The 26,316-nt window shown below is 72.4% G+C and carries 20 protein-coding genes; 12 read left to right on the top strand and 8 right to left on the bottom strand.

The genetic code is table 11. The annotated features are described in order from the left end of the window. Positions 1 to 5: 5 nt before the first annotated feature. The 5 genes from ABZ794_RS18890 to ABZ794_RS18870 all read left to right on the top strand — a co-directional run bounded on the left by ABZ794_RS18890 (position 6) and on the right by ABZ794_RS18870 (position 6,466). Positions 6 to 1,640, top strand: coding sequence for a sugar transferase (locus tag ABZ794_RS18890; RefSeq protein WP_238691189.1), 1,635 nt, complete (start codon positions 6 to 8; stop codon positions 1,638 to 1,640). Positions 1,641 to 1,730: 90 nt separating this feature from the next. Further along, the gene (locus ABZ794_RS18885; RefSeq protein ID WP_357184473.1) at positions 1,731 to 2,696 is read left to right on the top strand and encodes a glycosyltransferase family A protein; all 966 of its coding nucleotides are present in this window, start codon (positions 1,731 to 1,733) and stop codon (positions 2,694 to 2,696) included. Beyond that, a complete protein-coding gene (locus ABZ794_RS18880; protein WP_210780970.1) occupies positions 2,696 to 3,763 on the top strand; it encodes a glycosyltransferase in 1,068 nt (355 codons plus the stop codon). Before ABZ794_RS18885 ends, ABZ794_RS18880 begins: the two co-directional genes overlap by 1 nt. Continuing rightward, on the top strand, positions 3,760 to 5,121 hold the full coding sequence (locus ABZ794_RS18875) for an oligosaccharide flippase family protein (RefSeq protein WP_210780969.1): 1,362 nt from the start codon (positions 3,760 to 3,762) through the stop codon (positions 5,119 to 5,121). The genes ABZ794_RS18880 and ABZ794_RS18875 overlap by 4 nt, the downstream gene beginning before the upstream one ends. A gap of 1 nt (position 5,122) precedes the next feature. After that, positions 5,123 to 6,466, top strand: coding sequence for an O-antigen ligase family protein (locus tag ABZ794_RS18870; RefSeq protein ID WP_238691188.1), 1,344 nt, complete (start codon positions 5,123 to 5,125; stop codon positions 6,464 to 6,466). Here ABZ794_RS18870 and ABZ794_RS18865 read toward each other — a convergent pair whose 3' ends face one another. Beyond that, on the bottom strand, positions 6,467 to 8,605 hold the full coding sequence (locus tag ABZ794_RS18865; RefSeq protein WP_210780967.1) for a sialate O-acetylesterase: 2,139 nt from the start codon (positions 8,603 to 8,605) through the stop codon (positions 6,467 to 6,469). 181 nt (positions 8,606 to 8,786) lie between these two features. Here ABZ794_RS18865 and ABZ794_RS18860 point away from each other — a divergent pair, with 181 nt between their 5' ends. Beyond that, positions 8,787 to 9,815, top strand: a complete 1,029-nt coding sequence (locus ABZ794_RS18860; RefSeq protein WP_357516660.1) for an acyltransferase family protein — start codon at positions 8,787 to 8,789, stop codon at positions 9,813 to 9,815. On the opposite strand, the gene ABZ794_RS18855 is transcribed toward ABZ794_RS18860, so the two are convergent. Beyond that, entirely contained in the window at positions 9,812 to 11,791 is a 1,980-nt protein-coding gene (locus ABZ794_RS18855) for a trypsin-like peptidase domain-containing protein (protein WP_357516658.1), read from the bottom strand. The genes ABZ794_RS18860 and ABZ794_RS18855 overlap by 4 nt on opposite strands. A 90-nt stretch (positions 11,792 to 11,881) precedes the next feature. Next, entirely contained in the window at positions 11,882 to 13,492 is a 1,611-nt protein-coding gene (locus ABZ794_RS18850; RefSeq protein WP_357516656.1) for a DUF6541 family protein, read from the bottom strand. A gap of 132 nt (positions 13,493 to 13,624) precedes the next feature. Between ABZ794_RS18850 and ABZ794_RS18845 the strand changes: the two genes are divergently transcribed. From ABZ794_RS18845 to hutH, 6 genes are all read left to right on the top strand, one after another. Beyond that, on the top strand, positions 13,625 to 14,476 hold the full coding sequence (locus ABZ794_RS18845; protein WP_112582219.1) for a MurR/RpiR family transcriptional regulator: 852 nt from the start codon (positions 13,625 to 13,627) through the stop codon (positions 14,474 to 14,476). A 17-nt stretch (positions 14,477 to 14,493) separates the two neighbouring features. Beyond that, positions 14,494 to 16,179 (top strand): urocanate hydratase, encoded by a 1,686-nt coding sequence (gene hutU, locus ABZ794_RS18840; RefSeq protein ID WP_357516654.1) that lies wholly within the window; start codon positions 14,494 to 14,496, stop codon positions 16,177 to 16,179. Continuing rightward, a complete protein-coding gene (locus ABZ794_RS18835; RefSeq protein ID WP_357516652.1) occupies positions 16,176 to 17,378 on the top strand; it encodes an allantoate amidohydrolase in 1,203 nt (400 codons plus the stop codon). Before hutU ends, ABZ794_RS18835 begins: the two co-directional genes overlap by 4 nt. A gap of 220 nt (positions 17,379 to 17,598) precedes the next feature. Further along, positions 17,599 to 18,960 (top strand): formimidoylglutamate deiminase, encoded by a 1,362-nt coding sequence (locus tag ABZ794_RS18830; protein WP_357516650.1) that lies wholly within the window; start codon positions 17,599 to 17,601, stop codon positions 18,958 to 18,960. Continuing rightward, on the top strand, positions 18,957 to 20,144 hold the full coding sequence (gene hutI, locus ABZ794_RS18825; protein WP_357516648.1) for an imidazolonepropionase: 1,188 nt from the start codon (positions 18,957 to 18,959) through the stop codon (positions 20,142 to 20,144). The genes ABZ794_RS18830 and hutI overlap by 4 nt, the downstream gene beginning before the upstream one ends. Continuing rightward, on the top strand, positions 20,141 to 21,679 hold the full coding sequence (gene hutH / locus ABZ794_RS18820) for a histidine ammonia-lyase (RefSeq protein WP_210780959.1): 1,539 nt from the start codon (positions 20,141 to 20,143) through the stop codon (positions 21,677 to 21,679). The genes hutI and hutH overlap by 4 nt, the downstream gene beginning before the upstream one ends. Before the next feature lie 61 nt (positions 21,680 to 21,740). On the opposite strand, the gene rdgB is transcribed toward hutH, so the two are convergent. From rdgB to ABZ794_RS18795, 5 genes are all read right to left on the bottom strand, one after another. Beyond that, entirely contained in the window at positions 21,741 to 22,358 is a 618-nt protein-coding gene (gene rdgB, locus ABZ794_RS18815) for an RdgB/HAM1 family non-canonical purine NTP pyrophosphatase (RefSeq protein WP_210780958.1), read from the bottom strand. Continuing rightward, positions 22,355 to 23,080: a ribonuclease PH gene (rph, locus tag ABZ794_RS18810; RefSeq protein WP_210780957.1), complete on the bottom strand. Its 726-nt coding sequence runs from the start codon at positions 23,078 to 23,080 to the stop codon at positions 22,355 to 22,357. Before rph ends, rdgB begins: the two co-directional genes overlap by 4 nt. Positions 23,081 to 23,089: 9 nt before the next feature. Next, the gene (locus ABZ794_RS18805) at positions 23,090 to 24,259 is read right to left on the bottom strand and encodes a glycosyltransferase (protein ID WP_307850429.1); all 1,170 of its coding nucleotides are present in this window, start codon (positions 24,257 to 24,259) and stop codon (positions 23,090 to 23,092) included. Beyond that, positions 24,256 to 25,398, bottom strand: a complete 1,143-nt coding sequence (locus ABZ794_RS18800) for a glycosyltransferase family 1 protein (RefSeq protein ID WP_210780956.1) — start codon at positions 25,396 to 25,398, stop codon at positions 24,256 to 24,258. The genes ABZ794_RS18805 and ABZ794_RS18800 overlap by 4 nt, the downstream gene beginning before the upstream one ends. A 110-nt stretch (positions 25,399 to 25,508) precedes the next feature. Further along, positions 25,509 to 26,252, bottom strand: a complete 744-nt coding sequence (locus ABZ794_RS18795) for an MBL fold metallo-hydrolase (RefSeq protein ID WP_030331266.1) — start codon at positions 26,250 to 26,252, stop codon at positions 25,509 to 25,511. Positions 26,253 to 26,316: the final 64 nt, after the last annotated feature.

The raw sequence follows: 26,316 nt of genomic DNA, 5'->3' as shown, positions 1-26,316 counted from the left end.
CCACCATGTCCAATCAGCCCGCCATGTGGCATCGACCTGTACCGGTCGATGACCGCGACGGCAATGCCACCGATGCCCCGGGCGACGGTGAGGGGGACGACGAGGGGAGCCGCGGCGGGAGTCGCCCTCCCGCCTACCAATTCCCCGGTTACCAGCCTGCCGGCTACCAGACTTCCGGTTACCAGACCCCGGCCGTCCCGTCGCCCGCCGACCGGCGCTCGACCCCGCCAGCACCGGCGCCTGCGCCTGCGCCTGCAGAGCACGAGCCTCGCGCCGGCCTGGACACGACCGCTGTCCTGCCGTACGCCGGCTCGCGCGCCTCGACCCGGACCCGGTGGCTGCGGGCCTGGATGATGACCGCGCCGGTCGACGTCCTGGCACTGCTCACGCCCCTGCTTGTCACTCAGCAGTACTGGCGCGGCACCCTGGCCATGACGGTCCTGACCGTCATCATCTTTGCCAGCGGCGGCCTCTACCGGGCGCGACGGCACGTGAGCTTCCTCGACGAGGTGCCGAGCCTCTGCGGGCGCCTGCTGGCCGCGGCGTCCGCGGTGGCCATCGTCGCGGCGATGCGTCACGAATCCGCCGAGTACGTCTTCAGCTTCACCCGCGGTGTCGCCGCGTCGGCGGGGCTGGTCATCCTCGGGCGGGCTGTCACCCGCGAATTCGCCATCGTCGCCCGCAAGCGCCGGTGGGTCGAGCACAACACCATCATCGTCGGCAGTGGCCCCACCGCAGTGGAACTCGCCCGGCTCCTGCGCCGCTACCCCCAGTACGGCCTGCGCTTCGTGGGTTGTGTCGACACCCCGGACGGCCCGTCCGCGCTGCCGCTGATCGGATCCCTCGACGACCTCGACAGTCTCGTACGGCTGCGCGAGTGCGACGTGGTGATCGTCGCGGACGCGAGCTGCTCCGAGACCTCACTCATGGAGATCCTGGCCCGGCCGCGGACGGCGGAGTGCGACCTGTGGGCTGCCACCCCCCTCTGGGGGTCCCGTTCGCACGGCGACCACATCGGCGCGGTTCCGGTCGTCAGCATCGGCGACATCACCCTCTCCGGCCCACAGTCCGCGCTCAAGCGCGCGTCGGACATCGCGTTCGCCTCGGTGGCGCTGCTCCTGCTGAGCCCGGTGCTCCTCATCTGCGCGGTCGCCACGCTCATCGACGGTGGCCCCGGCATCTTCTTCTACCAGGAGCGCATCGGTCGGCACGGCCGACCTTTCAACATCATCAAGTTCCGGTCCATGCGCCCCGTCGACGAGCACGAGTCGCAGACCAACTGGTCCATCGCCAACGACCGGCGGGTGGGGCCGATCGGTCGGATCATGCGCAGGACCTCCCTCGACGAGCTTCCGCAGCTCTGGAACATCCTCCGTGGCGACATGAGCGTGGTCGGCCCCCGACCCGAGCGTCCCTACTTCGTCGAGAAGTTCTCGGCCGAATACCCCCAGTACGCGATGCGCCACCGCGTCCCGGTCGGGCTCACCGGCTTGGCGCAGGTCAGCGGGTTGCGCGGCGACACCCCGATTTCCGACCGGGCCCGCTTCGACAACTTCTACATCGAGAACTGGTCCCTCTGGCTCGACGTCAAGGTGGTGCTCCGTACGGTGACCGAGGTGTTCCGCGCCGGCGGCCGCTGATCCGCCCACGCACCGGCACTCCGCCGGGTACGGCCACGGCCGTACCCGGCGGCGGTGTGCCGGGCGTACCCCCAACGCATGGAGAACGCAATGCCGAACGTATCCGTCGTGATCCCCACCACGGGCCGCCCCAGCATCGCCGACGCGGTGCTCTCCGCCCGATCCCAGCAGGGCGCATCCGTACACATCGTGGTCGTCTGTGACACCCCGGAGGTGCCGCAGACGGTGCGGAACCTGGGACAGCACATCGACCAGGTGGTCTGCACCGGCGGCGGCCGACGCGGGTCGTACGCCCGCAACCTCGGCGTCACCCACGCCATCCCGGGCAGCCACGTCGCGTTCCTCGACGACGACGACACCTGGCTGCCGACCAAGCTGGCGGCACAGGTGCCCGCGCTCGAGCGGGTCGCGGCGGCCGGGTTCCGCCCCGTCGTGTCATCCCGGATCCTGCAACGCAAGGACGGCGCCGAGCCGCTGCCGACACCGGCCCCCGCCGAGGTGATCCCCGACGGCATGCTGCCGGAGGACTACCTGTTCCGCCGCCGTCACCTCGGCATCGGTCGGCAGTCGCTGCCCACGTCGACGCTCCTGACCACGTACGAGTTGGCGACCGAGTGCCGCTGGGACGAGACGCTCCCCCGGCACCAGGACTGGGACTGGTTGGTCCGGGTCGCCCGGCTGCCCCGGGTGAAGATCGTCCAGGTGGAGGAGGCGACGGCCGTCTACACGGTGGGCAGCCCCGGGTCGATCTCGGCCGGCGCGGACTGGCGTACCTCGTGGCACTGGGCCCAGCGCTGGGAGGGAGTGTGGGCGCCGGGGACCTTCTCGGACTTCATCGCGGCCCAGACCCTCCGCTACGCTCTGCAGGCCCGAGACCGGGAGGGCGTGCGGGAGATGGTGCGGGCGATCCGCCGCAACTCACCTCCGTCCGCCCGGAACGCGGTGCTGGCGGCGCTCGGGCTGGTACCCCGGTCGACCCTGGAACGGGTCGCCATGCGCAAGTCGAAGGCCCCCAGCAGCCCCACTCGACCGCTTGAGACCGAACGGCCACACTGATGCGTCTGCACTTCGTACTGCCGCAGCTCGAACCGCTCTACGGCATGGAGCTGGCGGCGGCGCTGCTGATCCGTGGCCTCCAGGCCCGGGGCGTCGAGGTCTCGGCAACCGTCGTCTCCCGGGGGGTTCCCGCCGAACTGGCCGACCTGGCCGTCGACACCCTGGGCCTCGGTTCCCGGATCACCCGGTTGATGGAGTCTGTCCCGCCGCTGCGGCGGCGCCTGCAGAACCTGGCACCGGACGTCCAGATCGTGGCCAGCGGTCTGTGGGGCAGCGTGCCCGTCGGTGCCGCTCTCGCCGGGTCCGGCCGCAGCTACGTCGCCTGGGAGCACTCCCTGCTGCCGGAACGTCTGCGGATCGACCGACGGGTGCGCACGCTCGCCCGGTTCTCGCGGCTCAAGGGTCTGCGTCCACGGCTCGTCGTCGCCGTCTCCAACGGTGTCGCCCGCACGGTCCAGCAGCTGGCGCCGGGGCAGCCGGTGGTCACCATCACCAACCCGATGCCACCTCGGCCCTTCGTCGCACCGCGCGAGGTGGTGGACCACCGGCGGATCAACCTCCTCACCACGGCCGCCTTCCGCCCGTACAAGAACCACTCCTGCGCCATCTCCGCGCTGGCCCTGCTGCCGGAGGCGTACCACCTCACGCTCGCCGGCGACGGCGAGGAGCGGGATCTGCTGCACGCGAAGGCCCAGGAACTGGGTGTGCAACACCGGACCTCGTTCCTCGGACGGGTGCCGGGTGTCGCCCAGCTACTTGCCGAAGCGGATCTCCTGGTCCACCCGTCTCGTGCGGAGACCTTCGGGTTCAGCCTGGTCGAGGCCGCCGAGGCGGGCCTGCCGGTGGCGGCCCTCCCGGTGCCCGCGCTGGACGAGATGATCCCGACCTTCGTGCCTGGCGCGTTGGCGGCGGACACGTCGCCGGCCGCCCTCGCGGACGCGGTGCTCCGGCTGACCGGTGCCCAGCGGCCGACACTGGCCGACTTCGAGAAGTCCTGGCACGCCCGCTGCGCGGCACTGGATCCCGCCGAGGTCGGCCGCCAGTGGGTGGAGGCGTTGAACCGGTGAGTACGCCCTCCGGCGCGGTCGGCTCCGTAGAGCCGACCGCACCGCGGCCACGGTCGCATCGGCGTCCCCCGAGCGGACGCGACACCTTCCTGAAGCGGTCCGGGAAGTTCTTCACCGGCACACTGCTACGGACCCTCGCGCAGGGCGTGCTCTTCGTCCTGCTGGCCCGAGAGATGTCGATCGACACCTACGGGCTCTTCGTCGGCGTCACCGCCCTCGTCGCCGTGGTCTCCCCGTTCGCGTCCGCCGGCGCACCGAGTCTGATCTTCCAGAGCTACGCCGAGGCCCCCGGCGAGTGGGCCCGCCACCTCACGCGGGGCCTGGTCCTGACCGTCGTCTTCGGTGTGGGCGCGACCGTGGTGGTGAGCGCGGCCGGGGTGGCGATCTGGGGTAGCGAGATCGGTGCTGTCGACATGCTCTGCCTCGCTGCCGCCGACCTGGTGGCCTGGCGGCTCATCGAGGCCGTGGCCGCGTCGGTGCAGGCCCGGGGCAAGGTCTTCGTCGCGTCGGTCATCCCCGCCCTGCTGCACGTGTTCCGGCTGGTCGGCGCGCTGGTCCTCGCCGCGGCGGACGAGCCGATCTCCCTTCGGAACTGGGCTCTCACCGCGCTGGCGGTCTCCGTCGTGGTCTGCCTGCTGACGACCTGGTACGGATTGCGCGGCGGCGGAGGCGGTTCCTGGTCCGTCGGGCCGGCGCTCAACCAGGCCCGCAGCGGACTGCTGTTCGCCGTCGGCCTCTCCGCCCAGACGGTCTACAACGACATCGACAAGGTCATGCTGTCCCGGATCGGCACCACCGAGGCGGCGGCGATCTACGCGGCGGCCTACCGGGTGGTGGACTTCGCGTACACGCCGGCCCGGTCGATGTCGGCGGTCGCCTACCCCCGCTTCTTCGAGGTCGGCCGCGAGGGACCCCGGGCGGCGCTCGGGCTCGCCCGTCGCCTTCTGCCTCGCTTCCTGATGTTCAGCGTGCCGAGCAGCCTGCTGCTGGTCGCAATGGCCTGGACCATGCCGCTGATCTTCGGACCCGAGTACGAGGCGGCGACCCTGGCGCTGCAGGGCCTCAGCGCGATCCTGGTGCTGAAGTCGATCCACTACCTGGCCGCGGACGCCCTCTCTGGAAGCCGACTCCAGGGCCGTCGTACGGTGTGCCAGATCGCGGTGGGCGTCGTCAACGCGGGGCTCAACGTGTGGCTCATCCCCGCTTACGGATGGCAGGGCGCGGTCGTGTCGAGCCTCCTGTGCGACGCTCTGCTCGGCATGCTGCTGTGGGGGTGCCTCGTCATCGCCCTGCGGCGACACCCGCACCGCGATGCCGTCGTCGAACCGGCAGCGGTACCTGACCGAGAAAGGGTCTGACGTGACCACCATCTTCGGTGTCCTACTGACCGTCGGTGGCGTAGCGGTGGCTCTGTGGTTGATCCGAACACGGCGGTCCGTCGCCACCGCATTCGGCGACCCCGCATCGGCGGTCGCCCTGGTCGGATTCGCGGTGCTCACCAACGCGGCCCCGGCGCTCGCCGGCAGCCACAGCTCGATGCTGATCGGCGTGCTGGTGGTCGCCCTGCTGGGCTGGCTGGTGCTCTCTGGCCGTGGTGTCCTCCGCGGCCCGTCCGACCTGTGGCTCCGGATCTCGCTGGCGATGGCCGGCGGCCTGCTCGTCTGGTGCGCCTTCATCGACGTCGTCACCGGCACCGGGATCTACGGGTCGCGGTTGCCGGCGTACGGGGCAGCCGGGCTCCTGCTGATCGCCCTCTGGATGATGGCCGCCCGCACCACCGTCAGCGTGCGGGCGATGGCCTACACCGGGCTGGCGGTCCTGGCGCTGCTGACCATTCCGACCGCTGTGTACGGGCAGGCGTGGCGGGCGTGCACCGGCGGGAAGCTGGAGAAGTGCTCTCTGGCCGGTGCGCTGTTCAAGAGCTTCTACAACTCCGAGAACTACGCGGCGATGCTGGCGTCGTTCACCCTGGTCGCCGCGTTCTGCGCGATGCGCCGCGTCGAACTGGTGGCGACGGCGTCGTTCTGCCTGCTGGTGATCGTCGCCACCGGCTCCCGCACCAGCTACCTGGCTGTCGGCGCGGTAGCCGTCTGGATGCTGGGCGCACTGCTCGTGCAGCGTCTGCGACCGAGCCCGCGGATCCCCTTCGCGCTCTGCGTGGCGCTCGTCGTCGGCGCACTGACAGCCGCCACATATTTGATGTGGAGCGCGTCGAAGACCACGCTGAGCAACCGCGGCAACATCTGGGTTGCCGCCCGCGAGTACCTCAGCGGCCGGGAGGCCGTCGGCGTGGGCGTCTCGAAGTGGTACTACCTGCAGGACATCGAGAAGGCACCGACCCACTTCTTCCACTCCGGGTACGTTCTGGTCATCTTCTCCGGCGGGCTGATCGCGCTGACCCTGTTCGGTCTGTGGATGGCCACCCTGCTGCACCGCAGTGTCGAGGACGGGCACGCCTTCACCGCCAAGGCACCGGTGGTGCTCCTCGTCGTCTACTCGTTCACCGAGGTCGTCTGGAACCCGCTGTCGGTGGACGGGCTGACCTGGATCGTCGTGCTGCTGGCCCTCACCGTGTCGGCGTCCGCCGCCCCGGCCCGCACCCCGGCACCGGGACCGGTGGATTTGGCGGACCGTCCAGTTCGGTTCGCCACCCTCAAAAGGTTGACGGGACGGCACGACGCCGCCGCCGTCGCGCCGTGGTGACTAGGCGGCACCGATCGGCAGGCCCTTGAAGGCCAGCAGACCGACCCCGGTGGCGTTGACGCACCAGGGCCCGGCGTCGCCCCGGTAACTCAGCCCGGTTGCGCCGTCGGCCGGGCCGGACAGGCTCAGCACGAGCCGCCCGCCCTCGCGGTACTCGACGCCGGTGACGGTGGCGGTGCTGCCGTCGATCGTGAAGTCGGTGCCCGCGCCAGCCCGGACGGTCAGCGGGTCAACGCTACGGAGCTGAACCACCACCTGGGTACGCCGAGCGTCGGTGAAGGCGGCCGACCGAGGGTTCGGGGCAGACACGCCCCCGCCGGGGCCGCGGTGGATGTCGCGGGCCAACACGGCGAACGCCTGATCGCCCAACTCGCGGTAGCCCTCTTCCCAGGCGAAGTGGCACGCCTCCCGGCCGGTCAGAGCGCTGGTGGACAGCAGCGTCACCTTGAGAGTGTCGGCCATCCGCCGTTGCGCCTCACGCAGCGGGCCGGCGGAGGTGTTTCCGCACGGTGAGCTGCCGACCTGGACGACGTAGTATCGGGTGCCTCCGTCGACTCGGAAGCCCACCTCCCGGCGCCAGTCGGTCAACAGCGCGGTGAACCCGGCGACATGCCCGGTGGCGTCGTTGTTGTCGGCCTCGCCCTGGTACCAGAACACCGCCCGGACCTCGCCGATGACGTTGGCGGCGGTGAGTCGTTGCCGCAAGCGGCCGTAGTTGGTGCGCAGGTCACCGGGGTTGCCGTCGTTGCGTTGGAAGAACGACACGACCTTGCTGTTTTCCGCGCCGTTGATCACGGCTACCGGCACCTGGTAGGTGTCCATGAGTCGGTGGGCCGCGCGAATCCCCCACTGGCCGACGGAGCCGGGCTGCCGGACCGTACCCGAGACGGCGTAGTTCCAGGTACGGTCCGCGCCGGAGAGGACCCGGTCCCCGGTCGTCGAGCCGAAACTGCGGACGTACGGGGACTCCTCGCCGATCGACGATCCCCGGTAACTGGCCGCCACCGCGTTGGACTGGCCCTGGATGACGTACACGTCACCGGACACCACGCCCTCCCACAGGGCGGCCCGTCGGGCAACGCCGTCGCCGAGCACGTGCAACTCGAATCGGTACTCCCGCAGCGCGGCGGTGATCCGCTGCCGGAACGCGAAGTCTCCGCCGGCCCCGACGGGCACCGTCTCGTCCCAGGCGTCAGCCCCGCTGACGACCTTGAGGCGTACGGCCTTGACCCGTGGGTCGGTCGCCTTGCCGGCCACCGGCACGACCGCGCCGCCGGCCGCGTCCCGGGGGTACAACTGCCGATCCCGAGGGTGTTGGCCGACGGTGAGGACCGAGGCGCGGGCGTAGACCGTCAGCCGACGCTGGGTGTACGTGCCGGCGTTACCGGCGGCCGTCCAGTCGGGCTGACCGGTGGGGGCGGTCCCGATGCCCACCGACAGCGGCTGGACGTCCGAGGTGAAGCCATTGACCGCGAGAACCGTCTGCGGAGCCGCCGTGGCCGGGCGGGTGGCCGCGATCGTGTGGACCTGGAAAGAGCCGTACCCGATCGACGAGTACACGTCGTCGTCGGCGTCGAACCGGTCGGCGGCGGCACCGGGGACCTGGCCGGAGTTGACCGGCCCGTACTTGTTCGGCCACATCTCCAGATAGCCGGTGAGACCGGTGCCGGTGGCCAGGCCCGGCGCGTTGGTGGCGACCTCCAGATCGGCGATCCGTTGCCGGACGATCTGACCGGCCCGGGTCGGTGGGCCGAGGCGTCGGGCGTCGGTCGTGAACGGCGACATGGCGGTCCACACCCACTGCGTACCGGTGGGGCTGGTCAACTCCAGGCAGTAGCCGATCCGGTCGAACCCGCGGGCCACAGTGCCGGCCCTGTCGAACGAGAGGGCAAGCGGCCTCTTGGGGTCGTTCCGCTCGGGCAGGTCGAGGGCGCTGACCGGGGTGAAGCCGGCCATACCGTGCGCGTTGGCGGCACAGGTGGTGCCGTCTATCGGCGCGACGGGCGGCGGGGTGTCCACGTCGGCGGCCGACCAGGCCGCGTCCGGTGCGCCGGTCCTCGACGGCGACCAGCCGAGCAGGGGGACGGCCGCCAGGAGCAGGACGACCACCCCGAAGCCGATCCAGGCCGGTCGGGGCACCGATCGGAGGCGGGCCCACGGAGGGTGGGGACGAGACACCCGGGAAACCTCCACAGTGTGGGCAGCGTGTCGTGCCCAGATTAGGCGATGCGCCATACCCGACGACGCCGGCACGACCTCCGGCCGAACCGGTGCCGATCCGGGGCGTAGGTCGGCCCCGCTGTCTGAAATGATGCCCGCCATGGCCGCAACGAGCACGACAACGGCGGCGGGTAACCGCTCCGCCGGTGTCGACCTCCTCCGGATTGTCGGAATCGCCGCGGTTGTCGCGGGCCACGTCTGGAGCGACAGCCTGACCCGCGCGTCCATCTACACCTGGCACGTGCCCGTGTTCTTCGTCCTGACCGGCTACTTCTGGTCGCCCGGTCGACCGCTCGGCGGGGAGTTGCGCAAGCGGTGGACGACCCTGGGCGTGCCCTACGTGGTGTGGTTCCTCATCCTGGTAGCGGCACTGCTCGCAGCGGACGCCGCGACAGGCCAGGTCGCACCGGGCACCATCGGTGACGCGCTCTACGGCGGCACGGCTGCGGTCCGACCGTTCTCCGCTTTCTGGTTCGTCTCGGTGCTCTTCATCGCGGCGGTCGCGTTCCGGTGGCTGGAGCGGTTCCCCGCCGCGGTGGCCTGGACGGTCGCGGTGGTCGGCCTGGTCACCGCGTACCTTGCGCCCGGCGTTGTCACCGCCGGCCCGCTCGGGCTCTTCCTGGTCCCGGCGTGCCTGGTCTTCGTGCTGGCCGGGCGGTTGCTGCGGCGACTCCGTCCGCGCCTTCCAGCCAGCGCCGGTGCGGCGTCACTCTCGATCGGCGTCGGCTTCGTGCTGCTCGGCCTCAACCGGGACCTGGACCTCAAGGCCGGCGACTTCGGCTCCCCGGTGCTGGGGGTGCTGACCGCGATCCTGATCAGCGTCGGCCTCATCCGGCTCGCGGAGGAACTCGACCCGCGCATCGGCGCGCGGGCGTCGGGGGTGATCAGTCGACTGGCCGGTTGCGGCATCGCCGTCGTGCTCAGTCACGCAGGCATCCTGTGGGTGCTGAAGACGCCCAGGTCCGGTGGGATGGTCGACCTGGGCGCCGCTCTCGTGGTCCCCTGGGCGTTCGCGTGGATCGTCATCAGCACGCCGCTGGGGCCGTGGTTGACCGGCACCCGGATCGGCGGGTCCGCGCGGGCCGCCAGCAGCGTGGCTTCTCGGCCAGGCGCCGCGCAGACGCACTAGAAACGGCTGTTGCGCCGCCGCGCCAGGAGCATCGCCACCGCCACCACGATGGCCACCGCGAGCGCGCCTCCGGCTGCGGCGATCACCGGCACGGCCCAGCTCGACCCGCCTGAATCGCCGGACCCCCGGCTGTCGACGGCCGCCTGCCGATACGACTGGGCCAGCAGGTTGGTCGGGGAGTTCCGCGCGGCCTCGTCGAATCGGGCGATGGCTGTCGACTCGTCTCCGGCGAAGTACGCGTCGAGGCCGCTGCGGTACTGGTTGTCGGCCTTGCCGAGCGCGTTCGTGACGCCGGCAGCTTGGAGTAGGGCGGTCATGGCGGAGACCGGCACGACGAGGCGGTTCGCCTTGTCGGGCCGCAGAACGTCGTTGTCCAGCATGCCGACCACCCGGCCGCTCGGGTCGATGGCGATCCCGCCTCGTGAATAGAGCCCGAGATCCTCATTGATCCGGTACGGGTTCAGCGGAGTCGAGGAGTCGATCCCGGTCACTGTCACCGTCTTCGACACCACCGTGTAGGTGGCGGCGCGGAAGCTGGTGTCGGTGGTGCCGTAGCCCAGCACGAGCAGTGACGTATCGGGGCTGACGCTGGCCGACGTGTTCAGCTCCGACGTGGGCAGGTTCTTCTGCTCCAGCTTGATCAGGGCGACGTTCCCCGCCTCGATCGGGAGGGCCCGGACGACGGTGCCGGCAATCGCCGGGCTGTCCGTCACCTCGCCCTTGGCGATGTTGAGCTGCCCGTACAGCCGGGTCTCCGGCTGATCGCCGGCATTCGCGCCGGTCAGGACCGAGGTGCTCAACCGGCTGCGGGTGTAGGTGCTGATGTCCTTGGCTTGCAGGCTGCCCTCGGCGACGAGCCGGTTCGCCACGGCGTTCAGGGCACCCCCGACCAGGACGTCCGGGGTGGGCTGCACGCACTGGCTGTTGCTGAGGACGTACCCCTCGTGTTGAACGACCACGCCACTACAGCGCCGGCTGAAGGTCACCGGGGCCTTGTCCAGCAGGGCGCCACCGGCCTTGTTGCGGACGTACCCGGTGAACATGACCTCCACGAAGACCATGGACGGACCGGCAACGGCCAGTGCGCGCTCCTCGGGGCTGCGCAGGGCGGCCTGCGCCCAGGGCTTGAGGCCGGGGGCGAGCGGGGTCGCGGCGGGAAAGCCGCTGGAGGTGGCGGTCGGCGGGGTGTCCGGTTCGTCGGGCTCATCCGAGCTGAGGGAATAGATGCCGGCGCCGCCACCGACGACTGCCACCAGGGCCAGCGCGGCCACACCGGCCCAGAGGCCGGTACGCCGCTTGGGCGGCGCCGAGGGCTTGATCCGTCGTACCGGGGCGGCGTACGGGTCGAACGGAGGCACGTCGGCCGGCGGGCCCGACACGGTGGCCGGCGTCGGTGCGCCATCGTGGCCGGCCGGCGAGGCGGGTGCGCTCGACACCGGCGCGGCCGAGACGGGATGGGCCGGCGGCTGGTTCGGGATCGCGGCCGACTGCACCGCCCACGGGGCATGCGGCATGTCGACGACCGGCTGCGGCGCGCCAGAGACCGGCTGCGGCACACCGGACACGGGTTGCGGCACGCCAGAGACCGGCTGCGGCACACCGGACACCGGCTGCGGCACACCGGACACCGGCTGGGGAGGGGCGGAGACGGGTCGGGGGGCGGCGGGCACCGGTTGGTACTCCACGCCGAGCGCGCGGAACAGCTTCTCCGGGGCGGGTCCGGCCTCGGCGGCGTACGCCACCCAGGGCGCGGCGGCCGAGAAGTCGGCGTACGTGATCGGGGGCCCGTCGGGCGACTGGGCGAGCGCGTTCGCGACCTCGGCGAACGCCTCCCGCCAACCGGGGGCGGCGGCAACCGTCGCGTCCAGCACGGCCACGCTCACGAACCGGCCCTGCTCGTCGATGGCGGCCCAGGCCTTGCCCACCGGTGAACCGCCCAGCAAGTGGGTGAACCTGTAGGGGCCTTCCGGCTGCATGCCAACTCCTCCGCTCGACCGCCAGGCGCATGGTACCGACCGGTGCCACAGTCAGTCGCCCGGCGGTCACCCGTCAGCTCGTCGCCGCCGTCACCTTTTGCTGATCACGACCACTGGCTCCGGTCCGGACGTGACGCGTTGCACGTGATAGTCGGCGAGCGCCGCCTGCCACACCGGCTCACTCGGGTGGGTGTACGTGCGGACCAGCCAGACCCGGGTGCCGGGCGGCCGTTTCGCGGCCCGGGCCAGAACCTCGTCGAGTGCGTCCTTGATGGACTGCTTGTCGGCGGCGGCGGGTTTCGGGAGGATCACGTCGGCGCGGGTGGGCATGGTGAGGGTCCAACCGACGGTGCCGGTGACCGGCGCGACCAGCTTCAGCGGGTCCTTGTCGGAGTACAGCGTGAACCCGAACCAGGCGGGCCCACTGACCACGACGAGGTCGTGTGGCCCCTTGTGCGCCGCGACGTACCGGGTCGACGATCCGATGTCGGTGATGGCCTGGTGTGCCAGCCAGACCCCGGGTTCGTTGCCGTCCGTGCGGTACCAGCGGTGGTTGACGGCGGCGAAGCTGACGAGCAGGACGGCGCAGGTGACGGCGGCCACCACGCCCGGTGGTAGCCGGGGCAGCCCGCGGCGGACCAGGGCGACGGTCAGGTCGGCCAGACCGATGATGCCGATGCCGGCCACCAGGCCCGCCACCACGATCAGGAAGTGGGACGTGCGCGGGTCGAGCAGCGGGTAGATCCCCGCGACGCCCAGCCCGATGGCCGCCACCGGCAGCAGGAGGACGGCGATCGCCGGGGCGGCGTGTCCGCGTCGGAACAGCGTGAGGACGCCGAGCACGAGGAGGACGGCGAGGATCGACACGGGTGCGCCGAGCATCGGCGACAGGGCCTTGGTCTGCCGCACGAGGTGTGCGGGCAGTTCGGAGACGCTCGGCAGGAAGGCGTCCCAGTAGTCGCGCATGGCATCGCTGTTGCCCCGGGCGGACACTCCGAAGTAGACGGCGGCGACCAGCGCGCCGGCGACCAGACCGGCGACGGTCGCCTCGACCGTCCTCGCCCACTCCCGGCGCACGGCGACGGAGAGCAGCAGCCCGCCGAGTACGCAGACCGCGACGATGGCGGTGGTGTGACTCAGCAGCATGCCCAGGCCCACAGCGGCCACCACCACCGCGAGTCGCCGCCGGGACCAGGAGCGTTCCGTCCAGGTGGCCAGGGCGAGCAGGCAGACCGCCACGGCGGCGTCCGCTGTGTACTGCTTCAGGTCGTGGCGGGTCTGCTGGACCGGCAGGAGCAGGACGGCGATCCCGGTGACGACACCGATGAGGATGCCCCGAGCGCGCTCGGACGCCAGCGAGCGGCCCAGAAGGTAGGCCGCGACGACGGCCAGCAGTTGGAAACCCAGGGGTACGACCCGGAGGTGGTCGATGTCCGGGACCAGGCGGAGCAGGAAACTCCACCCGATCGGGCTCGACGAGGTCGTCACCGGCAGGTCGGCGAGGGGGAAACGGACCGACAGCGCGACCCACGCCTCGTCGCCCCAGTACTGGGCTGTCAGCCAGGACCGGATGTCGTTGACGACGAAGAAGGCCCCGAGAAGGGCGATGACCGGCAGCGTCTCCCCGACCGCCGCCCGGACGCGTCGAGGAGGCGACGGACGAGAGGCGCGAATGGGCGGGGCGTCCTCGACTGCGACCACGGCGCTCCTTCTCGACGACGCGAATCCTGCTCGCGCTGGACGCCCGCATGTTACGAGTCGCGACGGCTGAACGGGGGGCGGGGGTGACCCGAGGTGGTTGTCTATGAAAGTTTCTATGCATAGAGTCAGCTCATGAATGAAGGAGCTGTCGCAGCACCCGCTGACCGGGTGCTCGACCTGTTCCAAGGGGTGCGGCTCACCCCCACCCAGCGCCGAATCGCGCACTGTCTGGTGCAGCACGCCCCCGGCGTGGCATACCTGTCCGCCGCCGAGGTCGCCGAGCTGGCCGGCGTGAGTCAGCCGTCGGTCACCCGGTTCGCCGTCGCGCTCGGCCACGACGGCTACCCGGCGCTGCGCCGCCGGCTGCGGGACCTCACCGGCTCGACTCCGGGCGGATCGACGGACGCCGGCAACGAACTCCAGCAGGCGGTACGCGCGGAGATGGGCAACCTGGACCGACTGGCCGGTCAGCTCGCCGACCGGGACCGGATCGCCGAGACCGGGCGCCTGCTCGCCGAGAGTCGCCCACTGCCGGTGCTCGGCCTGCGCGCCGCCGCGCCGCTGGCCGCGTACTTCGCCTACTTCGCGGCGAAGGTGCACCCGGACGTACGGGTCCTCGACGACGGCGGCAGCCTGCTCACCGATCGCCTGGAGCAGGCGGCCGAGGCCGGGGCGTCCGCCGTTCTGGCCTTCGTGCTGCCCCGCTACCCCCGGGAGACCCTTGACGCGCTGCGCGACGCCCGCCACGCCGGGTTGACAGTGGTGGCGATCACCGACTCGCCGGTCAGCCCGGCCACCGAGCACGCCGACGTGGTGCTCGCCGCCGCGGTCGGCGCGCAGCTCGTCTTCGACCTGCACACCGCCCCGATGACCCTGGCCATGGTGCTGTTGCAGGCGATCTGCGACGCCACGCCGGCCGACACCCAGCGCCGACTGGAGGCGTTCGAAGCCTCCGCGGCCCGCCGACAGTTGTTCCTCGGTTGACCGGAGGAGAACCAGAGATGACCCGACCCATTCGTGCCGCACGGGGCAGCCAGCTCACCACCCGCGGGTGGCAGCAGGAGGGCGCCCTGCGGATGTTGATGAACAACCTCGACCCCGAGGTGGCCGAACGCCCCGACGACCTGGTGGTCTACGGCGGCACCGGCAAGGCGGCGCGGGACTGGCCGTCGTACCACGCGTTGGTCCGCACGCTGACCGACCTGCGCGAGGACGAGACGATGCTGGTGCAGTCGGGCCGCCCGGTCGGGGTGATGCGCACCCACGAGTGGGCGCCCCGGGTGCTGCTGGCCAACTCGAACCTGGTCGGCGACTGGGCGACCTGGCCGGAGTTCCGCCGCCTCGAACAACTCGGCCTGACCATGTACGGGCAGATGACCGCCGGTTCGTGGATCTACATCGGCACCCAGGGCATCCTCCAGGGCACCTACGAGACGTTCGCGGCGGTGGCCGCCAAGATCGCCGACGCCCGGGGCGACGGGCAGGGGCAGAGCGACAGCACCCTCGCCGGCACGCTGACGCTGACCGCCGGCTGCGGCGGCATGGGCGGCGCGCAGCCACTCGCGGTCACCATGAACGGCGGCGTCTGCCTGATCGTGGACGTGGACCGCACCCGGCTCGACCGTCGGGTGCACGACCGCTACCTGGATGAGGTCGCCGACTCCCTGGACGACGCGATCGCTCGGGTGCGCGCCGCGAAGCGGGAGCGCCGGGCCCTGAGCGTGGGTGTGGTCGGCAACGCCGCCGAGGTCTTCCCGGAGCTGCTCAACCGGGGCGTCGAGATCGACATCGTGACCGACCAGACCAGCGCGCACGACCCACTGGCGTACCTGCCGGTGGGGGTGGAACTGGCCGAGGCCCGGGACTACGCCGCCGCGAAGCCGGCCGAGTTCACCGACCGGGCCCGCGCATCGATGGCGACGCACGTCGAGGCGATGGTCGGCTTCCTCGACGCCGGCGCCGAGGTTTTCGACTACGGCAACTCCATCCGGGGTGAGGCGCAGCTCGGCGGCTACCAGCGCGCCTTCGACTTCCCGGGCTTCGTGCCCGCGTACATCCGGCCGTTGTTCTGTGAGGGTAGGGGTCCGTTCCGGTGGGCGGCGCTCTCCGGCGACCCGGCCGACATCGCGGCCACCGACCGGGCCATCCTCGACCTGTTCCCGGAGAACGAGTCGCTGGCCCGCTGGATCAAGCTGGCCGGTGAGCGGGTCGCCTTCCAGGGCCTGCCGGCTCGGATCTGCTGGCTCGGTCAGGGCGAACGGGACAGGGCGGGCGTGCGGTTCAACGACATGGTCGCCTCCGGCGAACTCTCCGCCCCGGTGGTGATCGGCCGGGACCACCTGGACACCGGCAGCGTCGCGAGCCCGTACCGGGAGACCGAGGGGATGGCTGACGGCTCCGACGCCATCGCCGACTGGCCGCTGCTCAACGCCCTGGTCAACACGGCCAGCGGGGCTTCCTGGGTGTCCATCCACCACGGCGGCGGGGTGGGCATCGGCCGGTCGATCCACGCCGGGCAGGTGTGCGTGGCCGACGGCACCGCCCTCGCCGGTCAGAAGATCGAGCGGGTGCTCACCAACGACCCGGCGATGGGGGTCATCCGGCACGTCGACGCCGGCTACGAGAGCGCCCGCGAGGTCGCCGACCGCACCGGGGTCCGGGTCCCCATGACCGAGGGACCCGCATGAGCGACGACCTTTCCGCCCGGTTCCGGGCGCTGTGGGACGAGATCGCGCCGGTCGGACGGGACGCCGACAGCGGCGGCTATCTGCGGTACGCGTTGACCGAGCCGGAGCGGGAGCTGCGCGCCTGGTTCCGGGCGCAGGCCGAGCGCCGTGCCATGCCGGTCACCGAGGACGGCAACGGCAACCTCTTCGCCCACTGGGGTGACCCGGAAGCGTCCGACGCGGTGCTCACCGGCAGCCACTTCGACTCGGTGCCGCACGGCGGGGCGTACGACGGGCCACTCGGCATCGTGAGCGCGTTCCTCGCCGTGGACGAGCTGCGCGCCGCCGGTGTCACGCCGGACCGGCCGCTGGTGCTGGGTGCCTTCGTCGAGGAGGAGGGAGCGCGCTTCGGCGTACCGTGTCTGGGGTCGCGGCTGCTCACCGGGGCGCTGCCGCCCGAGCGCGCGGCCGGCCTGCGCGACGCGGCCGGGGTGAGCTTCGCCGAGGCGCTCGGTGACCGGCCGGCGGGCGCCCGCCCGGAGTTGCTGGGCCGGTTCGGCGCCTTCGTCGAATTGCACGTCGAACAGGGCCGCGCGCTCGTCGACACGGACGCGCCGGTCGCGCTGGCCAGCGCGATCTGGCCGCACGGCCGGTGGCGCTTCGACGTCGTCGGCGAGGGCAACCACGCGGGCACCACCCGGATGGCCGACCGCCGCGACCCGATGCTGACCTACGCGTTCACGGTGCTGGCGGCCAACAAGGAGGCCCGGCTGCGCGGCGCGCACGCCACAGTGGGCCGGGTCGCCGTCGAACCCAACGCCACGAACGCGATCCCGTCGAAGGTGACCGGCTGGCTGGACGCCCGGGCGGCCGACCCGGAGACGCTGACGGGGCTGGTCGACGCGGTACGCGGCAAGCTCGCCGAGCGGGCCCGCCGCGACGGTACGACGGTGACCGTCACCGAGGAGTCGGCCACCCCGGTGGTCGCCTTCGACGGCGGGCTGGCCAACCGCCTGGCCACCCTGCTCGACGCGCCGGTGCTGCCCACCGGCGCGGGGCACGACGCCGGGGTGCTCGCCGCGTACCTGCCCACCGCGATGCTCTTCGTCCGCAACCCGACCGGCGTCTCGCACTCCCCCGCCGAGGCCGCCACCGACGACGACTGCGCGGCCGGGGTACGGGCGCTGGCCCGGGTGCTGGAGGAGCTGACATGCCGGTGAACGACGTCGCGAGCCGCTCCGCGGACGGCACGGAGCTGCGGCGTCGGTGGGTGCGGAGTCTCCGGCGTGGCGAGGTGCGGCATCTCCTGTTGTCGTCCTTTGGAGCTGATGTCGTAAACGAATCAGCCGAAGCGCCCCAACTGTCGGCGTCACCCCGGCCGCCGGTGTCACCCCGGCCGCTGATGTCGCAGACGATTCAGCTCCAAAGGAGGCGAGGAGTATGACCACCGCCCGCTGGCTCGCTGAATACGCCTGGCTGCCCGAGCACGCCGAGCCCACGCCCGACGTGCTCATCGAGGTCGAGGACGGGCGGATCGCCGCACTCACACCGCTGGCGGGGGCTGGCGGCCCGGCCGCCGGCGTGGAGGTGTTGGGCGACGCCACCCGGCTGACCGGCCTGACCTTGCCAGGGCTGGCCAATGTGCACTCGCACGCGTTCCACCGGGCGCTGCGCGGGTGTACCCACTGTGGACGGGGTGACTTCTGGACCTGGCGGGACCAGATGTACGCCGTCGCGGACCGGCTGGACCCGGACACCTACCTCGCGCTGGCCCGGGCCGTCTACGCCGAGATGGCGCTCGCCGGGATCACCTGCGTGGGCGAGTTCCACTACCTGCACCACCGGCCGGACGGCGGCGCCTACGACGACCCGAACGCGATGGGTGCAGCGCTGGTGGAGGCCGCCGCGCACGCCGGGATCCGGCTCACAGTGCTGGACACCTGCTACCTGACCTCCAGCGTGGACGGTCGACCCCTCGCCGGGCCGCAGCGCCGCTTCGGCGACGGCGACGCGGCCCGCTGGGCCGAGCGGGCCGCGGCGTTCCAACCGACGGACCCGCACGTCCGGGTCGGCGCGGCCGTGCACTCGGTGCGGGCCGTACCGGCCGATCAGTTGCGTACTGTCGCCGACTGGGCCGGGGAGCGGCAGGCGCCGCTGCACGTGCACCTCTCCGAGCAGCCCGCCGAGAACGACGAGTGCCGCGCCGTGCACGGGCGCTCGCCCACCGCCCTGCTCGCCGAGCACGGCGTGCTCGGGCCGCACACCACCGCCGTCCACGCCACCCACCCCACCAGCGCGGACCTGTCAGTGCTCGCCGACAGCCGGACCGGTGTGTGCCTCTGCCCGACCACCGAGCGGGACCTCGCCGACGGCATCGGCCCGGCCCGGCTGATGGCCGACGCGGGCATCCGGTTGAGCCTCGGCAGCGACAGCCACGCCGTGATCGACCTGTTCGAGGAGGCTCGGGCGGTGGAGCTGGACGAGCGGCTGCGTACCCGCCGGCGTGGTCACTTCGCGCCGCTCGACCTGCTGAACGCGGCCAGCGTCGCCGGGCACGCCGCGCTCGGCTGGGCAGACGCCGGAAGGATCGCGGTGGGCGCCCGCGCCGACCTGGTGACGGTACGCCTGGACAGCGCCCGCACCGCCGGGGTGCCGCCGGTGGGCGCGTTCTTCGCCGCCGGCGCGGCGGACGTCGATCAGGTGGTGGTGGACGGCCGGGTGGTGGTGGCCGAGGGCCGACATCTGACAGTGGACGTGCCGACCGAACTGTCGTCCGCGATCGAGGCGGTGACGCCCGCATGAGCGGCAGCCTGCTGGTCGACAACATCGGGGAGTTGGTCACCAACGGTGCCGGCGAGGGCCCGCTCGGCATCCGCCGCAACGCCGCGGTGCTGGTCGAGGAGGGCCGGGTGGTCTGGGTCGGCGCGTCCGCGTACGCGCCGGCCGCCGACCATCACGTCGACGCCGGTGGGGCCGCCGTGCTGCCCGGTTTCGTGGACAGCCACGCCCACCTGGTCTTCGCCGGGGATCGGGCCGCCGAGTTCGCCGCCCGGATGGCCGGTCAGCCCTACACCGGCGGCGGCATCCGGACCACTGTCGGTGCCACCCGGGCCGCCACCGACGACGAACTGCGCGCCACAGTGCGCCGGCTGCGCGGGGAGGCGCTGCGCCAGGGCACCACGACCATGGAGATCAAGAGTGGGTACGGCCTGACCGTCGCCGACGAGGCCCGCTCGCTGCGGATCGCCGCCGAGACCAGCACCGAGACCACCTTCCTGGGCGCGCACGTGGTGCCCGCCGAGTACGCCGACCGCCCCGACGACTACGTGGGGTTGGTCTGCGGGCCGATGCTGGCCGCCGCCGCCCCGTACGCGAAGTGGATCGACGTGTTCTGCGAGCGGGGCGCCTTCGACGTGGACCACGCCCGCGCCATCCTGGCCTGCGGTCAGGCCGCCGGGCTGGGCGTACGGCTGCATGCCAACCAGCTCGGCCCCGGCCCCGGGGTGCAGCTGGGCGTGGAGCTGGACGCGGCCAGCGTCGACCACTGCACCCACCTGAGCGACGCCGACGTGGCCGCGCTGGCCGACACGGCCCACAGCGACGGGTCGGGCACCCGCACGGTGGCGACACTGCTGCCCGGAGCGGAGTTCTCCACCCGCTCGCCGTACCCGGACGCCCGCCGGCTGCTCGACGCCGGCGTCACGGTGGCGCTGGCGACGGACTGCAACCCCGGCTCGTCGTACACCTCGTCGATGCCGTTCTGCGTGGCCCTCGCGGTCCGCGAGATGCGGATGACCCCGGCGGAGGCGGTCTGGGCCGCCACCGCCGGTGGCGCTCGGGCGCTGCGCCGCGACGACATCGGTGTGCTCACCCCCGGCGCGCGGGCCGACCTCGTCGTCCTCGACGCGCCGTCGTACCTGCACCTGGCCTACCGGCCCGGTGTCCCCCTGATCCGCCAGGTAATACGCAACGGAGCACCGCAATGACGCACGTGACCATCCAGCCCACCGGAATCACCGCCGACGACGTGTTCGCGGTGGCCCGCGGCACCGCCACTGTCGTCCTCGCCCCGGCCACCGTCGACGCGATGGCGACCAGCCGGGCCATCGTGGACGGCATCGAGTCGTCGGGCCGTCCCGTCTACGGGGTCTCCACCGGGTTCGGCGCGTTGGCCAACACCTTCATCGCACCGGAGCGGCGGGCCGAACTGCAACACGCGCTGATCCGCTCGCACGCCGCCGGGGTGGGTGCCCCGATGCCGCGCGAGGTGGTCCGGGCCATGATGCTGCTGCGGGTCCGATCCCTCGCCCTGGGCCGATCCGGGGTCCGGCCGCTGGTCGCGGAGGCCCTTGTCGACCTGCTCAACCACGACATCACCCCGTGGGTGCCGGAGCACGGCTCGCTGGGCGCCTCCGGTGACCTGGCGCCGCTGGCGCACTGCGCGCTGGTGCTGCTCGGCGAGGGTTGGGTGCTCGGCCCGGCCGGCGAGCGGCAGGACGCGGCCGACGCGTTGACCGCCGCCGGGCTCAAGCCGATCGAGCTGGCCGCCAAGGAGGGGCTGGCACTGATCAACGGCACCGACGGCATGCTCGGCATGCTGCTGCTGGCCATCCACGACGCGGCGCACCTGTTCGCCATGGCCGACGTGACGGCAGCGCTGGCCATCGAGGCGATGCTCGGCTCGGAGCGGCCGTTCCTGCCCGAGCTGCACGCGATCCGGCCACACCCCGGTCAGGCGGCGTCGGCGGCGAACATCCACCGCCTGTTGCAGGACTCCCGGGTGATGGACTCGCACCGCGACGACCTGGCGCACGCCGTGCAGGACGCGTACTCGATGCGCTGCGCGCCGCAGGTGGCCGGCGCGGCCCGCGACACCCTGGACTTCGTCCGCACCGTCGCCGGCCGGGAGCTGGTGTCCGTTGTGGACAACCCGGTGGTGCTGCCGGACGGCCGGGTCGAGTCGACAGGCAACTTCCACGGTGCGCCGCTCGGATTCGCCGCGGACTTCCTCGCCATCGCCGCCGCCGAGGTGGGCGCGATCGCCGAGCGGCGGGTCGACCGGCTGCTCGACGTCACCCGCTCCCGGGAGTTGCCGGCGTTCCTCTCCCCCGACGCCGGGGTCAACTCCGGGCTGATGATCGCCCAGTACACTGCGGCCGGGATCGTCGCCGAGAACCGTCGACTGGCCGCCCCCGCCTCGGTGGACTCGCTGCCCACCAGCGGAATGCAGGAGGACCACGTCTCGATGGGCTGGGCGGCGGCCAAGAAGCTGCGTACTGTCCTGGACAACCTGACCAGCCTGCTCGCGGTGGAGCTGCTGGCCGGCGTACGCGGCCTCCAGCTGCGCGCCCCGCTGGAGCCGTCCCCGGCCGGCCGGGCGGCCGTCGCCGCGCTCGGTGCGGCAGCCGGCGAACCCGGTCCGGACGTGTTCCTCGCCCCGGTGATGGAGGCGGCCCGTGCCGTCGTCGCCGGGCCGGAGTTGCGCGCCGCCATCGAACGGGAGGTCGGCCCGCTGGGCTGATCTCCAGCGGGTCGCTGTCGTCCGCCGCGGGTCAGGCGGCGGGCGACAGCACCTCGCGCCGTCAGGCGACGGGCGGCAGCACCTTGGCGATCAGTTTGGCCAGCTCGCGCAGCGCCTTGCCCCGGTGACTGATGGCGTCCTTCTCCGCCGGGGTCAGCTCCGCGTTGGTCCGGTCCTGTCCGTCGCCCAGGAAGATCGGGTCGTAGCCGAACCCGCCGTCACCGCGCGGGGCACGCAGCACCCGCCCGGACTGCCGGCCGTCGACGAGGTGCTCCTTGCCGCCCGGCAGCACCAACGCCACGGTGCAGACGAACGAGGCGGCCCGCTGCTCGTCCGGGACGTCGCCGATCTGGTCCAGCACCAGCTGAAGGTTGGCCCGGTCGTTGCCGTGCTGGCCGGACCAGCGGGCGCTGAACACGCCCGGCATCCCGTTCAGCGCGTCCACCGCGAGCCCGGAGTCGTCGGCGATGGTCGGCAGCCCGCTCTGCCGGCAGCCCTCCCGCGCCTTGATCAACGCGTTCTCGCCGAAGGTCAGGCCGGTCTCCGGCAGCTCCGCGTACTGCTCGACGTCGTCCAGCCCGAGCAGGGCGATCCGGTGCGCGCCGAGCGCGCCGTCCAGGATCCGCTGTAGCTCGACCAGCTTCTTGCGGTTACGGGTGGCGAGCAGGACCTTGTTCATGCGAGTGCCTTCCGCTGGGCTTCGGCCAACTCGGCGCAGCCGGCGACGGCCAGGTCGAGCAGGGCGTCGAGCTGGTCGCGGGCGAACACGCCCGCCTCGCCGGTGCCCTGCACCTCGACGAAGTCGCCCGCACCGGTGCAGACCACGTTCATGTCCACCTCGGCGGCGACGTCCTCCTCGTAGCAGAGGTCGAGCCGGGCCTCCCCCGCGATGATCCCCACGCTGACCGCGGCCACCGAGCGGTGCATCACCTTGTCCGGCTTGCCGGCCAACGACTTGCGGGCGGCAAGCCAGCCCACCGCGTCGTGCAACGCGACGTACGCGCCGGTGATCGCGGCCGTGCGGGTGCCGCCGTCGGCCTGGAGCACGTCGCAGTCGAGCACTATCGAGTTCTCGCCGAGCGCCTTGAGGTCGATGCTGGCCCGCAGACTACGGCCGATCAACCGGGAGATCTCGTGGGTACGGCCACCGACCCGGCCCTTGACGCTTTCCCGGTCGGAGCGGGTGTTGGTGGCCCGGGGCAGCATGGCGTACTCGGCGGTCACCCAACCGAGCCCTGAACCCTTGCGCCAGCGGGGCACCCCCTCGGTGACGCTCGCCGTGCAGAGCACCCGGGTGCCGCCGAACTCGACGAGCACCGAGCCCTCCGGATGGGTGCTCCAGCCTCGGGTCAGGGTCACCGGTCGAAGTTGAGAGGGCCCTCGCCCGTCAGGTCGCACCATCCCTGCACCCTATGCGGTGCGGCGATCCACCTCGCTCGCGGTGCCCCGGGGAACGTCCGCGCCGTGCACACCGAGGAACCCGGCGACCGCGGCCGGCCAGCCGAACTCCTCGGCCCGCGCCCGGGCGGCCTGCCGCCGCTGCGCCTCCGGCCGGGCCGCCAGGCGGGTAACCGCCGCCGCCATCGACACCCCGGAGCCGTACGCGGCCAGCCCCGCCTCGCCGACCACCTCGGGCAGCGCGCTGGCCGCGTTGACCACCACCGGAGTGCCACAGGCCAGCGCCTCCAGGCCGGCGAGGCCGAAGGTTTCCACCGGGCCGGGCGCCAGCACCACGTCCGCGCTGGCCAGCAATGCTGCCACCGCGCTGCGGTCCGGCAGGAAACCGGTGAACGTCACCGGCAGCCCCGCCGCCCGCCGGGCCAGCGCGCCGCGCAACGGGCCGTCGCCGACCATCACCAGCACCGCCGGTACGCCCTCGCGGCGCAGCTCGGCGAGGGCCTGCACGGCCAACTCCGGCCGCTTCTCCGCTGACAGCCGGGCGCAGTGCACCAACAGCATTTCGCTGGAGTCGCCGTACCGCTCGCGCACCAGCGGGTCGGCCCGGCACGGGGAGAAGGTGTCCAGGTCCACCCCGAGCGGCACCAGGTCCAGGTTGTCGACGCCGATCCGGTCGAACTCCTCGGCAGCCCATCGGGTCGTGCAGACGATCCGGTCGTACGCCCGAGCCGTCGCCCGGTTGAGCCGGTCGGCAATGGGCCGGCGCAGCGTGTCTGGCACACCCCACTGGCCGAGCAGCCCGGTCAGCGACTCGTGCGACACCATCACCGACGGCACCCCGCGCGCTCGCGCCCACCGGCCCGTCCACCGCAGTGTCGACCGGTCGGAGACCTCCAACCGATCCGGTGTCAGGTCGTCGAGGAGCTGGGCCAACCGGCGTCGGCCGGCCAGCAGCCGGTAGCCACCGCTGCCCGGCAGCCGCGGCCCGGGCACTGTGATCACCCGCCCCCACGGGTGCGTCTCGTCGGCGGCCCGCTGACCGGGTATCACCAGCACCGGATCGTGGCCGGCTGCCCGGTAGCCGGCACCGAGGTGCCGCAGCGCGGTACGCAGGCCGCCAGAGCGTTCCGTGACGAAGTTGGCGAGCCGCACGATCCGCAGCCCGCCGGTGGTCCCGGTCACGAGGCGGCCGGCAGGCCGACGGTGGCGGCGACGGCGCGTACCGCGTGGTAGTGCCCGATCAGCTCGTCGCCGACCGCCGCCCAGCTGCGGCGACTGACCGCGACGCGGGCGGCCAGCCCGTAGGCCCGCCGCCGGTCGGCGTCAGCGGTCAGTTCGGCCACCGCCGCGGCGAGCGCGTCGCCGTCGTTCGGTGGCACCAGCAGCCCGGTCACGCCCTCGTCGACCAGGTCGACCGGGCCGCCGCTGGCCGGCGCCACGACCGGCACCCCGGAGGCCAGCGCCTCCTGGATGGTCTGGCCGAAGGTCTCGTGCGGTCCGGTGTGCACGAACAGGTCGAGGCTGGCGTAGAGCCGCGCCAGGTCCTCGCCCTGCTGCACGCCCAGGAAGGTCACCCCGGGCAGCTCGCGGGCCAACTGGCGGCGGGTCGGGCCGTCGCCGGCCACCACCACCCGCACCCCGGGCAGTCGGGACGTCGCCGCCAGCAACTCGACCCGCTTCTCCGGGGCGAGCCGCCCGACGTAGCCGACCAGCAGCTCACCGCCGGGCGCCAGCCGGTCCCGCAGCGCCGCGCACCGCTTGGCCGGGTCGAAGCGAACGGCGTCGACACCGCGCCGCCACAGCCAGATCCGCTGCACACCGTTCGCGATCAGGTCAGCGGCGGCCCGGGTGGAGGGGGCGAGGGTGCGCTGCGCCGAGTTGTGGATCTCGCGGATCCGCCGCCAGGCCGCCGCCTCACCCCAACTCACCCGGTACGCCCGGGCGTACGCGGCCACATCGGTCTGGTAGACGGCCACCGTGGGCAGGCGGTTCCGGCTGGCCAGCATGGCTGCCCGGGCGCCGAGGACGAACGGGCTGGCCAGGTGCACCACGTCCGGCTCGGCCGAGAGCAGCGCTCCGGTCAGTCGGGCGTTGGTCGGTACGCCCAGCCGGAAGCCCTGGTAGCGGGGCAGCGGCACGCTCGGAATGCGCACCACCGGGTACGGCAGCCGGTCGACGTCCTGCCGGCCACCGGGCGGGGCGGGCGCGATGACCACCGGCTGATGGCCACTGTCGAGCAGGTGCTCCGCCGTCCGCACCACTGAGTGCGCGACGCCGTTCACATCCGGTGGGAACGACTCGGTCACGATGGCGATCCGCATGCCCACACCGTGCGGGTGCCACTGGTGCGCCAGACGACCGTCCGCTGACCGGCCGGCGAACAGTACGGCACAACACCGCGGCCCGGCCCCGCGAACCGGGACTCGGTGCGTCAGACGTCGTAGCTGGCGCCGGGCCGGACCACCTCGAGCGGCCCGGTGTACGCGGAGGCGGCCGACTCCAACGTGTGCGCCTCGCTGCCCCAGGCGGGCACCAGGTGGGTGAGCAGCAGCCGACCCACAGCGGCCTTTGTCGCCGCCTCGCCGGCCTCCCGACCGGTCAGGTGCAGATCCGGTGGATTGTCCATGCCGTCGAGGTAACTGGCCTCGCAGAGGAACACGTCGGCGTTCTGGGCCAGCCGCAGCAGCGCCTCACAGGGCGCGGTGTCCGACGAGTAGCACAGCGAACGGCCGTCGTGCTCCAGCCGCACACCGTACGTCTCGACGGGGTGGTTGACCCGGTCGACGGTGACGGCGAACGGGCCGATCGGGAAGGTGCCCGGCTGGAGCGCGTAGAACTGGTACACGTCCTCCACCGAGCCGTCGTCGCCGTACGCGGCGCTGAGCCGGTCCGGCGCGCCGGCGGGCGCGTACACCGGCAGCGCCGGGTAGGGGCCGTCCGGGGCGTACCGGCGCACCACCACGTACAGCACTGCGTCGAACATGTGGTCGCAGTGCAGGTGGGTCAGCAGGATGGCGTCCGGGGCGTGCAACCCCGCGTACCGCTGGAGGCTGGACAGCGACCCCGAGCCGAAGTCGACAAGGAGCCGGAAGCCGTCGGCCTCGACGAGGTAGGCCGAGCAGGGCGACTCGGGGCCAGGGAAACTGCCGGCGCTTCCCAGAACGGTCAGTCGCATCGAGTGGTCTCGCTGTCACTATCAGTAGCACCCGCGCCGGCGATGGTCCCGGCCATGATCTCTA

The organism is Micromonospora sp. NPDC047187, assembly GCF_040643355.1.
GTDB classification, from domain to species: domain Bacteria; phylum Actinomycetota; class Actinomycetes; order Mycobacteriales; family Micromonosporaceae; genus Micromonospora; species Micromonospora salmantinae.
The sequence above is the reverse complement of the archived record's forward strand: the minus strand, read 5'-3'. Positions and strand labels throughout refer to the sequence as shown.